Annotated in this window: 11 protein-coding genes; 1 reads left to right on the top strand and 10 read right to left on the bottom strand. The window is 66.1% G+C overall.

Annotated elements, in window-relative coordinates; genetic code table 11:
- Window positions 1-23 precede the first annotated feature (23 nt).
- The 10 genes from BN1263_RS02360 to BN1263_RS02315 all read right to left on the bottom strand — a co-directional run bounded on the left by BN1263_RS02360 (window position 24) and on the right by BN1263_RS02315 (window position 9991).
- Window positions 24-542: a DUF2271 domain-containing protein gene (locus tag BN1263_RS02360; protein WP_049413191.1), complete on the bottom strand. Its 519-nt coding sequence runs from the start codon at window positions 540-542 to the stop codon at window positions 24-26.
- Window positions 543-582: 40 nt separating this feature from the next.
- Complete coding sequence (locus BN1263_RS02355; protein WP_058979348.1) at window positions 583-1221, bottom strand: PepSY-associated TM helix domain-containing protein; 639 nt, start codon at window positions 1219-1221, stop codon at window positions 583-585.
- A 232-nt stretch (window positions 1222-1453) separates the two neighbouring features.
- Window positions 1454-3874, bottom strand: coding sequence for a TonB-dependent receptor domain-containing protein (locus BN1263_RS02350; RefSeq protein ID WP_058979347.1), 2421 nt, complete (start codon window positions 3872-3874; stop codon window positions 1454-1456).
- 144 nt (window positions 3875-4018) lie between these two features.
- A complete protein-coding gene (locus tag BN1263_RS02345) occupies window positions 4019-4420 on the bottom strand; it encodes a hypothetical protein (protein WP_058979345.1) in 402 nt (133 codons plus the stop codon).
- A gap of 163 nt (window positions 4421-4583) precedes the next feature.
- Complete coding sequence (locus BN1263_RS02340) at window positions 4584-5261, bottom strand: Fe2+-dependent dioxygenase (RefSeq protein ID WP_058979343.1); 678 nt, start codon at window positions 5259-5261, stop codon at window positions 4584-4586.
- 10 nt (window positions 5262-5271) lie between these two features.
- Window positions 5272-5991, bottom strand: a complete 720-nt coding sequence (locus BN1263_RS02335) for a tetratricopeptide repeat protein (RefSeq protein WP_058979341.1) — start codon at window positions 5989-5991, stop codon at window positions 5272-5274.
- Between the two features lie 69 nt (window positions 5992-6060).
- Complete coding sequence (locus BN1263_RS02330; protein WP_058979339.1) at window positions 6061-8367, bottom strand: TonB-dependent receptor; 2307 nt, start codon at window positions 8365-8367, stop codon at window positions 6061-6063.
- A 147-nt stretch (window positions 8368-8514) separates the two neighbouring features.
- Window positions 8515-8919, bottom strand: coding sequence for a hypothetical protein (locus BN1263_RS02325; protein WP_058979337.1), 405 nt, complete (start codon window positions 8917-8919; stop codon window positions 8515-8517).
- 203 nt (window positions 8920-9122) lie between these two features.
- Window positions 9123-9455 carry a non-heme iron oxygenase ferredoxin subunit gene (locus BN1263_RS02320; protein WP_010483575.1) on the bottom strand — a complete coding sequence of 111 codons (333 nt, stop codon included), beginning with the start codon at window positions 9453-9455 and terminating at the stop codon, window positions 9123-9125.
- Window positions 9452-9991: a GNAT family N-acetyltransferase gene (locus BN1263_RS02315; protein ID WP_021202565.1), complete on the bottom strand. Its 540-nt coding sequence runs from the start codon at window positions 9989-9991 to the stop codon at window positions 9452-9454. Before BN1263_RS02315 ends, BN1263_RS02320 begins: the two co-directional genes overlap by 4 nt.
- Window positions 9992-10232: 241 nt before the next feature.
- On the opposite strand from BN1263_RS02315, the gene BN1263_RS02310 reads away from it, so the two are divergent.
- Complete coding sequence (locus BN1263_RS02310; protein WP_058979335.1) at window positions 10233-15551, top strand: RHS repeat domain-containing protein; 5319 nt, start codon at window positions 10233-10235, stop codon at window positions 15549-15551.

Here is a 15551-nt window from a genome sequence, read left to right as displayed (position 1 = left end):
ACTTAATCCCCTCCGTCCCCTTTTCAGGGTTTGACGGACAGGGTGACCTGGCCCAGTTCGGTGGCGCCCTGCGCCTTGCCGTTCTGCGCGGCGGTGGCCGGCCAGGTAAAGGGGATCTTCAGCAGTTCACGGCCGCCGACTTCGCGCACTGCTTCGACCACCAGGGTGTAGTTGCCGGGGGCCAGCTGCTTCAGTGCCGGCTGCCTGTCGTTGAACGACAGCGCGTGCTTGCCGGCCGGGCGGGTCGGGCCGGTCACGCCGTCCACCGGCACCTGCAGGGTGCGGCCGCTCTTGCGCCACCACTGGCGCAGGTCGGGCAGCCACTTGGTGCCGTGGCCTTCGCTGTTGCTGGTCTGCTGGTACCAGACCGACAGGTTGGCCGCGACCTTCTGGTCGGCGCCTTCCAGCCACACCGCCACATACGGGCGGTGGTATTCGGCCACGTTGAGCTTGGGCACTTCGACGTTGATGTCGAGGGTGGCGGCATAGGCCGGCGAGGTGGCCAGCAGGCCGCTGAGGGCGATGGTCAGGGTGACGCGCATGGGGCGGCTCCGGAGGAACGGATGGAATTCACGGTGGAAGTCAGTGGATCAGCAGCAGGGCGATCAACAGCGGGATCATCAGGCCGAGGCCGACCAGCGGCCAGGTCATGCGCCGCTGCCGCGCATGCAGGTGCAGCAGGAACAGGCCGGTGATGCAGAACACCAGGCAGGCCACGGCGAACAGGTCCAGGAACCAGCCCCATGCCGGGCCTGCGTTGCGGCCCTTGTGCAGGTCGTTGAGGTAGGAGACCACGCCGCGCGAAGTCGATTCGTACTCCACCGCGCCGGTCTCGCGGTCGATGCTCAGCCAGGCGTCGCCACCGGGGCGTGGCAGCGACAGGTAGATCTCCTCAGCCGACCACTCGGCCGGACGTCCGCCGATGGCGATGCCCAGCTGCGTGTCCAGCCATTGCCGGGCCGGGCGCGGGATCGGCGCGTTGCCGTCTTCGCGCGTGCCGAGCTGGCCCAGCAGCGCGGCCGGCAGCTCCAGGCGCTGGTTCTGCACCTGGGGTTTGGCCTCGATCTTCGCGGCATGGTTGAGAGTCAGGCCGGTCACCGCGAACAGCAGCATGCCGATCAGGCACACCGCCGAGCTGATCCAGTGCCACTGGTGCAGCGTCCGCAGCCAGAAGCCACGGTTCTGTTGCTGCTGCACGGTGGAAGAGGCAGGACGGCTCACGGCACGGTTCGAGGCGGACGGGGACTGCCCATTACATCATTGATGAGAATAGCTCGCAATTGCGTGTCGTTCTGTATCGCTGGAGGGCGATTGCCGGCCAGCGGCCGGCACTACCGGGGTTCCGGGAAACAAGGTCGGATTGCCGGCCAGCGGTCGGCACTACCGACTGGCCGGCAATCCGGCGGGTCAGCAGATCCACGCCATGCGTGGATGGAGCGGCGACCGCGCGCCATCAGAACTTCACATTCAACGAAATCCAGTAGCTGCGGCGCTGGTCCTTGGTCGCGTAGTCGTCCACGCAGTTGAATTCGCTCTGGCTGATCAACAGGCACGACTGCGAGACGAAATCCTTGTCGAGCAGGTTGTTGACCCGTGCGTTCACCGTCAGCCAGGGCGTGGCCTTCCAGCTGCCACCGAGATGGAAGATCGTGTAGTCCTCGTAGTAGCGGGTGTGGCTGGCGCCGTTGGCGTCCAGCAGCGTGTCGCGGTAGCGGTCGTAGCGGCCCTCGCCGATCAGCGACAGGCTGACCGCTTCGTTGACCTGCCAGTTGAGGCTGGCGTTGGCCATGTGTTTGGCCGGCATGGTGCCGCTGATCGGCAGCCCCTTCTGTGCGCCACTGGTCTGCTCGCTCCTGGTCCAGGTGTAGTTGCCGCGCAGCTGCAGGGTGTCGAGCAGGTCGACGTGGGCGGCCAGTTCGGCACCCCGCGTTTCAGCCTTGTCGATGTTCACGCTCTGGGTGAAGGTGCTGTAGCCCAGCGCGGCCCAACCCGGACCGATGTCCACGCAGTAACCGCTGCCGGCCGGCGCCACTTCGCAGTTCGGGAAGGTGCCACCACTGGCGATCTTGTCTTCGAACGTGTTGAAGAAGCCAGTGACGTTGAAGCCCCAGCGTTGGCCCTCGTAGTAGGCGGCCAGCTCGTAGTTGGTGCTGGTTTCAGGCTTGAGGTTCGGCGAACCGACCAGCGGCAGCACGCCCTGGCCACCGAAGCCGGTGATGCCCGGGAACAGCTGGTCCGGTCGCGGGGTCTTGTAGCCGGTGCTGACGCCACCCTTGAAGGTCCACGCATCGCTGGCGTTCCACACCAGGTAGCCACGCGGAGTGACGTGGCTGCCGAACACGTTGTGGTCGTCGTAGCGCAGGCCGAAGGTGGCGGTGAGGGTGTCGGTCAGCGCCCAGTTGTCCTCGGCGAACAGCGCCCACATGCGGTGCTTCTGCCTGGTGTTGCTGCGGTAGCCGGCGCCATCCATGCCGAACACGCCGTCAATCATGTCGGTGTTGTTGTACTGGCCGCCGACGGTCAGCTTGTGTGCGCCGAAATCCAGATCGAGCATCGTGTCGAGCACGTAGCCTTCCAGCTCCATGGTGCGCAGCGGACGCGGCAGGAACGCCTGCAGGCGCGCCATCTCGCTGGGATTGAGCGCAGTCAGCGCATTGCCACGGCCGGCCGCGCAGTTGTTGGCAGCACCGGTACGACGGCAGACGTCATTCCATAGCGTCTGCAGGTTGGCGCGCTCGTCCAGGGTCAGCGGCAGCGAACGACCCAGGTTGCTGCTCTTGCTGTGGGTCAGTGAGGTCTGCCAGGTGCCGAAGCTGTAGCGGCCCTGGTGGGTCAGCGACAGCTGATCGCGCTCGTAGCGCTGGTAGGCGGTGTAGCCGACGCGCGGCTGCACTACGCGGCGGGTGACGGTGCCGCTGCCGTTCGGGTTGGGGATGACCGCATTGCCGACGCGCCACAGGCTGGCCAGGCTGTCCAGCGTGCCGGTCTGGCCTTCGCTGTTGTCGTACTTCTGCCGCGATACGTCGTAGTCCAGCCACAGTTCGTGGTCATCGTTGACCCGGAAGTCCAGGCGCACGCCGGTATTCCAGTTGGTGTTGGCCACCGACTTGCCACCGCCGCCGAAGCCGATGCTGCGCTCCCACAGGCTGCCGTCGGGCAGGGTCAGTGCATCCCACTCCGGGTTGGAGGCCTTGGCGTCGTAGTAGCTGCCGCGCACCGCCAGGCTGAGGCGGTCCTTCAGCAGCGGGCCGCTCAAGTAAAGGTCGGTGGTGCGCGCATCACCGAACTGGTCATCCTGCTGCACGGTGAAGCCCTGGGTCACGGCGCCGTGCCAGCGGTCCTGGTTGCGTCGGGTGATGATGTTGATCACGCCGCCCATCGCGTCCGAGCCGTACAGCGTGGACATCGGGCCGCGCACGACTTCGATGCGTTCGATCGCGTCCAGCGGCGGCAGGTAGGCGAACTGGCCGCCACCGAAGTTGTTCGGGTACAGCTGGCCGACATTGCTCTGGCGGCGGCCGTCGATCAGCACCAGGGTGTATTCGGACGGCAGGCCGCGCATGGAGATGGTGGCGCGGCCGTTCTTGTCGGTGGCCTCCAGGCCGACGTCGATGCCTTCGACGTCGCGCAGCGCGTCGACCAGGTTGGTGTAGGGGCGCTTGCTGAGTTCTTCGCGACTGACCACGCTGATGCTGGCCGGCGCATCGACCACCTTCTGCTCGAAGCCGGAGGCGGTGACCACCACCTTGTCCAGCGTCTGTGGCGTGCCGGTAGCGTCACCGTGGGCGAAGGCATGGGCGGTCATGGCCGCCAGCACGGCGCTGGTCAGCAGGGTACGGGACAGGGACGAACGGACACGATGGCGCTGGGCCATGGCAGTAACCTCGAAGGATGCAGGGTGGTGCGATGCCAGGCGCGAACGGTCGGCATGCACGGGGAGGCCCGGTCAGGGGCGGCAGGGATGAAGCAGGCAGCGGCGCGCGGGCACGCCGCGCAGGCGGTCACGCGGGGCCGTGAATCAGGCGAGCGGCGGCGCCTGGCCGCGTTGCTGGCGGCGCCCGGGCGCATCGGCCCAGGGCGTGTCCGGAGCGGCCAGCGGCCAGTCCGGGCGCATGCCGGGCATGGCCGGCGTAGCGGGTACGAGTTCAAGCTCGGTGCGCAGCCATTGGCTGGCCAGCAGCAACGGCGGGCGTGCCTTCTCGGCTGATTTCACCGGGGCGGCAGCACAGCGGCGCAGCTTGGCCGGTGCCTCTTCCTGCAGGGGGGCTTCGCCACCGCGTTCTTCCAGCGGCATCTGCACGGCCATTCCGGCTTGCCCGTGTGGCAGCAGTGGCAGGGTGCCCAGCAGCAAGGCCAGCATCGCCACCCACGCCAGCAGGCTGGCCAGCGCAGGACGCTGGCCACGCATGGCGGTGCCCATCTTGCGATGGATGAGTGGACGAGGGCGAAGCGGGCGCAGCAAGCGGGGGTCCCCTGGGGCTGCCGGCAGCGGCCGGCATCAACGGGGCGTGATTGTAATGAGAGCTGTTAGCCGTTGCAAATGAGAATGATTGCCAAAATGTCGCAGGCCGGCCCGGCAAGGCTCAGACTTCGCTCCAGCGCCGCAGCAGGTTGTGGTACACGCCGGTCAGCTGCAGGATCGCCTCGGCGTCGCCGCCGGTCTGCCGCAGGCGCTCGATCGCGCCATCCATTTCCCACAGCAGGCGGCGCTGCACATCGTCGCGGACCATGCTCTGTACCCAGAAGAACGAGGCCACGCGCGCACCGCGGGTGACCGGCCGCACCTGGTGCAGGCTGCTGGACGGGTACACGATCAGGTCGCCAGCGGGCAGCTTCACTTCATGCTCGCCGTAGGTATCGCTGATGATCAGTTCGCCGCCCTCGTACTCGTCCGGCGCGGACAGGAACAGGGTGCAGGAGATGTCCGAACGCAGCTGTTCGCCGTTGGCCAGTTTCATCACCGCGCCGTCGACGTGGAAACCATAGGTGCCGCCACCGCTGTAGCGGTTGAAGCGTGGCGGCAGGTATTTCAGCGGCAGCGCCGCGCTGAAGAACAGCGGGTGACGGGCCAGCGCGACAAGGATGATCTCGCCCAGCTCGCGGCGCAGCGGCGAGGCCTCGGGCAGCTGCTGGTTGTGCTTGGCCTGCGCGCCCAGATGGCCGACGGTCTCGCGGCCATCGGTCCAGTCGGCGGCATCCAGTCGGCGGCGAAAGTCGGCCACCTGGTCGGTGCTGAGAATGTCGGGGATGTGCAGCAGCATGCGGGACTCCTCAGAGGGACGGCGGCGCGACCAGGGCGCGCACCTGTGGATGCGGCGATGCGGCCAGCTCCGGCACGATGTGTGCCATGAATGTAGGGCTGCCATTGGCCAGCGCCAGCTGCAGCCAGTGCACGGCCTGCTCGACCTGGCCGGCCTGCAGCAGAATCGAGGCGTAGTTGGCCTGGCCGCGGAAATCACCGGCCTCGGCCGCGCGCTGGTACCAGCCCAAGGCGGCCTGCGGATCGCGCTCGATCTCCAGGCCGTCTTCGAGGTGGCGGGCCAGCAGGTTCATCGATTTGGCATGGCCCAGGTGTGCGGCACGGGTGTACAGGGCCAGTGCCTGCGCGCGGTCCTGGGTCACGCCGCGGCCGGTGGCCAGCAGGTTGGCCAGGTTGTACAGGCCCCAGTCCAGCCCGGTGTCGGCCGCGCGCCGGTACCACACTGCGGCGAGTGTGGGGTCGGGCGCGGTGCCCTGACCCAGTTCGTGGCAGCGGCCCAGCATGTTCATCGCCATCGGCGCGCCGTTGTTGGCGGCGGTTTCGTACCAGAGCCGTGCCGCCGAGGCGTCCTGTGCGGTGCCTTTGCCTTCCATGTGCATCTGCGCGAGCAGCAGTTGTGCCTCGACCTGTCCGGCCTGCGCAGCGTCGCGCACGCACGCGAAGGCCGCCTGCGGATCGTGCTGCAGCAGCTCGGCCAGAGCATCGCTGTCGATGGGGGTAAGGGTCGCCATGGGGTGAGTATCGCCGGAAACAAAAACGGCGGCAGGAGAACCCTGCCGCCGTGGTGGAGCGGAGCTACATCAGAACTTCACGTTCAGTGCCAGGGTGGCCGAGCGACCCGGGGCGATGCTCGCGTAGTGCGAGGCATAGGCCTTGGTGAAGTAGGTCTTGTCGGTCAGGTTCTGCACATTGAGCTGCAGGCTGATGTTGTCCTGGATCGCGTAGCTGGCCATCGCGTCGAAGCGGGTGTAGCTGGCAATCCACTTGGTGTTGGCCACATCACCGTACTGCTTGTCCGAGTAGAACGCACCGGCGCCGATGGTCAGGCCGATCGGGAAGCGGTAGGTGGTCCACAGGTTGGCGCTGTGCTTGGCGGTGTTCGGGAATTCGTTGCCGTTGTTCGGCGATGGCACGTAGACGTTGGACGGGCAGGTGCGGCCCACCGGTGCGCCACAGACAAAGCCATTGTCCTTCAGCTCGGAATCGAGGTAGGTGTAGCCGCCGTACAGGCTCCAGGCCTCGGTCAACTGGCCGTTGAAGCCCAGCTCGAAACCGTTGATCTCTTTCTTGCCGGCGTTCTGGCTGGTGCCGTTGTCGACGGTCACGCGCGCGTTGTTCATCACGGTGTGGAAGATCGCAGCAGTCAGGTTCAGGCGGTTGTCCAGCAGGTCCCACTTGGTGCCCAGTTCGAGGTTCTTCGTGTCCTGCGGCTTGAGGTCGGCAACGGCCGCGCTCAGGCCGTCCGAACCGTCACCACCGTCCATGCCCGGCGGGGTCGAGGAGGTGCCCCAGGACAGGTAGATGCTGCCGTTGGCGGCCGGCTTGAACACCACGCCGGCCTGGTAGTTCAGGAAGTCGTTGCTGTTGCGCACGCGGGTCGGTGCCTTGCCGGCCACCGGCGTGGTCAGGGTGGTACGGAAGTCGTCGTAGCGCAGGCCGAGGTTGATCATCCACTGCTCATTGAGCTCGATGGTGTCGAACACGTAGGCCGAGGTGGTCCTGGTGCGCTGCTCGACGTCCAGCGCCTTGTCGCTGCGATAGACGATCTGACCGGCCGCCCACGGATCGTTCGGGTTCGGATTGTTGAAGTCGGTGCAGTTGTAGCCGGTGGCCGCGCCGGACACCTGGCAGCGAGTGCTGTTGGCGCTGTTTTCAAGGGGATTGGCGGTGCCCGGCGACATCAGGTAGCTGCCACGGGTCATCTTCTCGTCGCTGTACTCCAGGCCCGCGCTGTAGCTGTGCTTGAGCGCGCCGGTCTGGAACGCACCGGTCAGGCCCAGCTGGTCGGCGAAGCTCTTGACGTCGACCGCACGGGTGTTGGTGCGACGCCACAAGGTGCCGTACAGGTTGGGGTTGCCCTTGCTGTCGTCCGGCTGGGTCCACAGGTAGTCGTTGCTGGTGTTGCCCAGGCGCGCGATGTTGCGAAGCTTGTGGCCACCGAAGTCGTAGCTGGCGTCCAGAGTGCTGATGTCGGCGCGGGTGCGCTGGAAGTCACGGTCGACCAGGCCGTAGTAGTTGTTGCGGTCCGGCACCACTGGGCGGCCATCACCGTTCCTGGCCACGTTCGGGCCGCTGGAGAACGGATTGTTGTAGGGGAAGCCACCCGCATCGGGCAGGTCATCGCTCTGCATGTGGTAGTGGCTGGCGATCAGCTGCGCCGGGCCGTTCAGGCCGAACGCGATCGACGGCGCGATGCCCCAGCGGCTGACGTTGGCGGCGTCGCGGCCGGCGATGTCCGACTCGTGCTTCATCAGGTTCAGGCGGGCGGCGATGCCGTCGCCCAGCACGTAGTTGGCGTCCACGGTGCCGCGTGCGTAGCTGTCGGTACCGATGCCCATGCTGGCGCTGGTCTCGTTCTTCAGCTTCGGCGTCTTGCTCACCAGGTTCAGGCTGCCACCACCGGAGTCACGGCCGCCGTAGGCCGAGCTCGGGCCCTTGACCACTTCCACCTGCTCCAGGTCGAAGATCTCGCGGGTCTGCGAGCCGACGTCGCGCAGGCCGTCGACGAACACGTTGCTCTGCGAATCGAAGCCACGGATGAAGGGGCGGTCACCGGTCGGATTGCCGCCTTCGCCGGCACCGAAGGTGATGCCCGGCACCATGCGCAGCGCATCCTGCAGGTTGGTCGCACCGGTTTCGGCGATCAGCTTCTCCGACACGATCGACACTGACTTCGGGGTGTCCAGCAGCTCGGCGGTGAACTTCGGCGAGGACGGGTTGAACCAGCTGCCGCGCACCTGCACCTTGTCCAGCTCAGTGGCGTTGCGGGAGCCGGCGTCGGCGCTGTCGGCGGCCTGCGCAGCCAGGGGCGCGAAGCCCGCGGCCAGGGTGGCGGTGGCGAGCAGGGAAACGCGCGGGGCGTGCTTGCGGGACGTGATGTAGGTCATGGCGATGGGTCGTGGCGTGATCGGGAAAGGGGGAGAGCCGTAGCGCAGGCAGCGCGTCGGCACGTGGAGGGCTTCGTCTGTAGAGCCGAGCCGATGCTCGGCTATGGGCGAATGACGTCAGACGCACGGCAACAGCCGCAGGGCGCCTCAGCTGGCGTGCGGTGCGGGCGGTGCGTGGCCGGGGTTCAACCGCAGCGCGGGATCGTGCAGCTGCCAGCGCAGGGCGTTGGAGCGCCACAGCGGAACATGCACGACCAGGGCGGCGCGCGGGGGAGCCAGTCCGGTACAGGGCGTGGTGCCCTCGCCATCCAGCGGCGGCTCCGGTGCTGGCGCGGCAGGGTGCGGGCACTCGTCCGCCGGCGGGGCCGGCATCGGCATGACCTGCTGCAGATCTTCAGCGTGTGCCTGCCAGCCGTTGGCAGCAGGGCCGTTGTCGCGTCCTTCGTGCAGTGCCGACCAGCCCAGCAGCAGCGTCAGCAGCACGGCCACAAGCAGCGGCCACCCTTGACGGGCAAGCTGGCACAGCGTGGCGGTGGGCGCGGGCGAAGCCATGGCGCGGAGGCGGAGTCGTTACGAAGATGTTACGTAGAATAACATCAACGATAATGATTCGCATGTACGGGCGTGGCGCCCCCCCCGAGGCGGCCACGGAGCGCCCTGGAAGGGTCCTCATGGCCTTCCGGTAGATCCACCCCATGGGTTGATGCTCTCTGGCGGGGCGCCCCGTGAATGATCTCTCCGGGCGGAGCGCCGCCTCAATCCCGGTCGTCGCGGGTCCAGATGGCGTCGTGCTCGCGCTTCACCGGAAACTTGGGCACAGGGCTGTAGGCCGGCGCGCACAAAGCGCGCCCGTCACGCACGTCGAAGCGCGCCCCGTGCAGCACGCACTCCACACTGCCTTCGGTGGTGTTGAACTCGCCCGAGGACAGCTCGAACTCTTCATGCGTGCACTGGTCTTCCAGGGCGTACAGCTCGCCGTCGAGGTTGAATACCACGATCGGCGTGCCGGTCACCTCGTCGAACACACTCTTCATTTCGCCCGGCAACAGCTCGGCGCCGGCACAGACAAAGGTCCAGGCCTCGCTCACGCGACTGCTCCGGTCAACGGCTTTTCAAGGATCTCGAAGCGCAGGTCGTCGCGCTTGGGGATGCCGAAACGCTCGTCGCCATACGGGAACGGCTTCTTGATGCCGGTGCGGCTGTAGCCGCGACGCTCGTAGAAGGCGATCAGTTCGTCGCGCACGTCGATCACCGTCATCTGCATCACCGGCACGTTCCATTCGCGTGCGGCGTGCGCTTCGGCGGCGTCCATCAGCTGCTTGCCAACGCCGCCACCCTGCTGGGCCGGGTCGACCGAGAACATGCCGAAATAGCCCTTGCCGTCGACATCGGCGACATGGGCGCAGGCCACCAGCTGGTCCCCGCGCTCGGCCAGCAGGATGGTGGAGCGCGGGCGGTCCAGGTCGGCCTGGATGCCTTCGGCGTCGATGCGGGCGCCGTCCAGCAGGTCGGCTTCGGTGGTCCAGCCGACGCGGCTGGCATCGCCGCGGTAGGCCGAGGTGACGAGGGCGATCAGGGCGGGGATGTCGGCCGGCGTGGCGGCGCGGAAGGTCAGGGTGCTCATGGGGACATTCTATGTGGGGCGGGGAAGGGCGCGGGAGGCTGCTGGCTGACGTGACTTTGCCGAGTGTGGCCAATACGTGGACTTGACGCCATCTTCATTATTCGTTCATATCTGTGGCCAGCACCCGCCCACCGTTAAGCAACGCGTGGCTGTCTGCCGGCGTGGGTGCCGCCTGGTCGAAGGCCAACCGCCGTTCGGCGCGGGTGGGGCACACAGGGACGTCGATCCAGGGAGGATCTGCATGCAGTCTGGCCTCATTTCTCATCCGCGCGCGGCAATGGCTGCCAAGGGTCTGCTTCTCGGTGTCGTTGCCCTGTGCGTGCTGGCACCGGTCGGCGTTTCCGCCCAGATCGTTCCCACCTGGCGGCAGGAGTACGACAAGCGACTGAAGTACGGGGACCTTGTCGAACCGCTGAAGGGCGAGATCTTCGGCGAGCAGGTCAATCTCTACGACGGCTCGATCAGTTTCAAAGCCACGGATATTTCGATTCCGGGCAATGGCAGCCTGACGATGACCCTGGGCCGCAGCTACAGCGATGGCGATGGCAGCGGTGAGAGCCCATTCTCGGATTGGGATCTGGATATTCCGTCCATGTCCGGCGTCTATGGTGATCTGCCGGAGACCGCTGCTGTCGGCTACTGGGCGCCTGCTGCGCGCTGCAGTACGGTGGCGGCGCCCCCAGCGCTGGAGGTCTGGAACCGTCGCCAAACCCAGACCGTCAATTTCAGTCCCACTACATTCTGGGACGGCGTGCGCCTTTCCCTGCCAGGCGGTGGCGGTGAGCCGGTCCTGGGAGGCAGCGGTGATGCGCGCCAGCCGCAGCCACAGTTTGGCGAACCGGCGCCTTGGAATACCAAGGGCGGCTGGACGTTCAGCTGCCTGACCGCCCTGAAGAGTGGACAGCCGGGGCAAGGCTTCCTTGGCCATGCTCCCGACGGCACCAAGTACTACTTCGACTGGATGGTCGCCAAGCCCCACAACGGTGCGACGCTGCAACCCTACGGGCCAGAAAGCAATGCACTGCTGAATCGAAAGCGTGTGTTCCTGTACCCATCGCAGGTTGTGGATCGCTTCGGCAACTGGGTGCGCTACGAGTGGAGTGGCGACCGGCTGTTGCGCATGGTTGCCAACGATGGCCGCGAGATCAGCCTGGCCTACAACGCGAAAGGACTGATCGCGTCCGCAACCGCTGCAGGGCGCACCTGGACTTACGGGTACACGGAGGCCGATATCCTGCGGACAGTGACGCTGCCGGACGGAACCCAATGGGTCTACAACCTGCCGCCGCTGTCAGTCACCCACAAGTATGCCGACTACATCGGGCAGAGCATCTGGGAGTACATGGACTACCCGGCCACATGCTCGCGCGTCAACAAGATCGTGCCCAGCGAGATCACCCTGAGCATCCAGCATCCGTCGGGTGCGCTGGGAACGTTCCTGTTCCGCCCGTTCCGCCACGGGCGCAAGAATGTAAAGCTGGATTGCCAGACCTCTGGCGACAATCACCTGTTTGCCGATGGCTGGAACTACACGCCGGTCTACCGTGACGCAATGTCGCTGGTGACCAAGACCATCAGCGGTCCGGGCATGCCCACTGCACAGTGGACTTATCAATACACCAATCTCAACGGTGCTTTCGCCCAGGACCTGGGCGGTCCAGTAATCCCGGTGGGCCAGGCAGAGCCGAAGATCACCACTGAAACGCTGCCCGATGGTGTCGTTCGCGTCTATGAGTTCGGCAAGGAAGTTGCCTACAACGACGGCCTGTTGCTGTCCACGACAACGCGATCGGGTGGCGCGGTCGTGCGCATTGACCGCAACAACTACTATCCGGATGCCCAGCTGGATGCGGCGCCCTTCCCGAAGGAGGCCGGCAAGGACTTCAAGTACGGTGCCAACGATCTCAAGGCCCATTACAACCGCCCCGTCCAATCCACCGTTGTGGAACAGGATGGCGTGCAGTTCACCCGCACCGTGCAGGCCTTTGATGCATTTGCGCGCGAAGTCACCGTTGTCGAAGCGAATTCCGCCGGCCAGAGTCGCACTAGCAGTACCAGTTACTACGACAATCCCGCGCTATGGGTGAACGGCCAGACGGCGCGCAGTGCGCTCAATGGCATCGAGCAGTCCCGCACCGAATTCGATACGACCAAAGCGCTGCCGCTGCGCGCCTATGCATTCGGCCGCCTGGTGCAGCAGGTGACCTACGCAGCCGACGGCACGGTTGCATCGGTGGCCGATGGCCGTGGAAATACCAGCCATCTGTCGGGATGGAAGCGTGGTGTTCCGCAGCAGCTCCGCATGCCGGCCACGCCCGAAGCGCCCAATGGTGCAGTGCGCACGGTTGTCGTCGACGACAACGGTTGGATCACCTCGCTGACCGACGAAACCGGCGCAACCACCAGCTTCAGCTACGACAGCATGGGCAGGCTGCGCAGCCAGCAGTTCCCTGGCGGCGACAGCGTGAACTGGAATGGCGTAACCATGGACCTGCAGCGGCTGGGTGGCGCGCAGCTCGGGGTGCCAGCCGGTGCGTGGAAGCACTCCCGCACGCAGGGCGGACGGCGCACGGATACCTACCTGGATGCGATGTTCCGCCCGGTGCTGGTGACCGAAAACGCCAACAACGTGCTGGACAGCGCCGTGGTGACCCGCTACGACACCAGCGGCAAGACCGTGTTTGCCTCGTATCCCACGCGGCAGCTCTCCGATATCAATGCCGCCCTGGCCGGCACCACGACGCAGTACGACGCGTTGGGCCGCCCCACCGTGGTCAGTCAATCGTCCGAGCTGGGGGCGCTGGTTACCCGCACCGAGTACGTGGGCAATCTGTCGGTGAAAGTGACCAACCCGCGAGGCCAGGCGACGACGACACGCCATCTTGCCTACGACCAGCCCAGCTATGAGATGCCGCTGACGCTGCAGCACCCGGAAGGCGTGGTGACCGAGATCCAGCGAGACACGTTTGGCAAGCCGCTGGCGATCACCCGCCGCAGTGCAGACGGCAGCCAGTCGCTGACCCGCCGCTACGTCTATGACGGCTACCAGCAGCTGTGCAAGACCATCGAACCGGAAACCGGCGCGACCGTGCAGGACTACGACGCGGCAGGCAACGTGCTGTGGTCGGCGGCCGGCACGGGTTTGACCAGCACCACCGACTGCAACCGCAGTGAAGCGCTGGCCAGTGGACGTGCGGTGAAGCGTAGTTACGATGCTGCCAACCGCCTGTCGACCCTGATCTTCCCGGATGGGCGCGGAAATCAGAACTGGTCCTACGCGCCTGATGGTCTGCCTGCCGAGATCAGTACGCAGAACGACCCGGCCCGGCCGATGGTCGTCAACCGCTACCAGTACAACCGCCGCCGCCTGCTCAGCGGCGAAACCCTGCAGCATCCGGATCTGGGAAGCCTGAGCCTGGCCTATGGCTACGATGCCAACGGCACACTGGCCAGCAATACCTATCCGGGGGGACGTGTCGTCAGCTATGCGCCGGATGCACTGGGTCGGGCGACGACGGTCGGCGGCTATGCAAAGGAGGCCAGTTACTTTGCCAATGGCGCGTTGGCCCGCTTTGTCTATGGCAACGGGATCGTGCACACGTTGACCCAGAATGCCCGCGGGCTGCCCGACCGCAGCCGCGATGCCACTGCAGCGGCCGCAGTGCTGGATGACAGCTACGACTACGATGCTGGCGGCAACGTGATGGCCATTTCCGATGGCCTGCCCGGGGCGCCCGGTAACCGGGACATGACCTATGACGGCCTGGACCGGTTGCGGACGGTCACTGCACCGGGCTTCGGCAACGCATTGTATGAGTATGACGCGCTGGACAACCTGCGCCGTGCCAAGGTCGGCAGCCGCGATCGTACGCACTATTTCGATCCGACCAATCGGCTGGTCAACGTGATCGAAACCGGAACTGGGGCAACCGTGACCGGTCTTGGCTATGACGTGCAGGGCAATCTATCGGTGCGCAATGGCCAGGCTTTCGCGTTTGATTACGGCAACCGACTGCGTGCGGCGGGTACAGCAGAGAGTTACGAGTACGACGCCCACGGGCGCCGGGTGAAGGCCAGCGCCAGTGGCAAGGGGGCGATCTATTCGTTCTACGACAACGGCGGTGTGCTGCGATTCCAGCGCAACGAACGTACCGGCAAACAGACCGACTATCTCTACCTGTCAGGCAGCCTGGTGTCCCAGGTGCATGGCGAAGCCGCACCCAGCGTTCCCGCGCTGAGTGCGCCGGGCTACATCACCCAGGGCAGCGTGAACCTGACCTGGAGCCCGGCCGGTGGTGCCAACCGCTATGAGCTGCAGCGCGCCCTTGCGGGCACCTGGAGCACGGTCTTTGATGGCGCGGCGCAATCGTTCACCAGCACCGGCCTGGTCACGGGAACCTATCAGTTCCGGGTGCGCGGCTGCCGGGCGGTGTGCGGCGGATGGAGCAATGTCGCATCAGTGGCCGTGGCACTGGCGCCATCCACCGTACCGACCTTGAACGTGCCTGCCACGGCCTTCAATGGCAGCTACAGCGTGGGGTGGTCTGCGGCTTCCGGTGCCGAGCGCTATGAGCTGGAGGAAAGCGCCAATGGTGGCGCTTGGGCCCAGGTGCACAACGCCATTGGTCAGTCCAAGGCCTTCAGTGGCAAGGCAGCGGGAAGCTACAACTACCGGGTTCGCGCATGTAACCCGGTGGGGTGCACGGGATACAGCGCCACGGCTGCGGTGACGGTGGTGTATCCGCCTGCCACTGCGCCAGGTCTTTCTGCGCCGGCACGCGCTGCGCCGGGCAGTATCGGCATCGGCTGGAACGGGGTGGCTGGTGCCACGCGCTACACCCTGCAGGAAAGCAGCAATGGTGGTGGATGGGTCACGCTGTTCGACGGCAACGCGGGTTCCTATGCCACCGCTGCGCGCGGGGTCGGCAGCTATGGCTATCGGGTTGCCGCCTGCAATGGCGCAGGCTGCGGACCGTGGTCGGCCACGTCGACGGTAGCGGTGATCGGACCGCCGACGATCGAGCCGGTGATCAGCGCGCCGGGCCTGGTGAACGTGCCGCAGTACAGCCTGAGCTGGTCGGTGCCGGCCAACAGCGAGAGCTTCGTGCTGGAGGAGAGTGCCAACGGTGGTGGCTGGACGGTGGTGCATAACGGCGGCGGGAACAGCTTTGGTGCCAGCCGTGGCAATGGCAGCTATGCCTACCGGGTGAGGGCATGCAATTTCGCGGGGTGCAGTCCCTACTCGGGTATCGCCAGTGTCTCCGTGGTGCTTCCTCCTGCGGCCACTCAGATCTACGTGGCGGAGTGGCTCAGCACGCGCAAGGCGCCCTATCAGGTGCAATGCAGCGTCGGCTGGCGCGCGGTTCCGGGGGCAACGGAGTATCAGCTTGAGCCTTCCGGAGCTGGACGGCGCCTGTACACCGGCCCCAATACCTACGTGCAGTCGAGCGGCGGGACCTACTGCGCCAGTCTCTACATTGTCAGGGCCTGCAACGCCGGTGGTTGTTCGGCATGGTCCGCAGACTTCCCCGTCACCCGTGGCGTATTGAACTGGGACTAA

This window comes from Stenotrophomonas thermophila, assembly GCF_001499715.1.
In the GTDB taxonomy this organism is placed as follows: Bacteria; Pseudomonadota; Gammaproteobacteria; order Xanthomonadales; family Xanthomonadaceae; genus Stenotrophomonas; species Stenotrophomonas hibiscicola.
The sequence above is the reverse complement of the archived record's forward strand: the minus strand, read 5'-3'. Positions and strand labels throughout refer to the sequence as shown.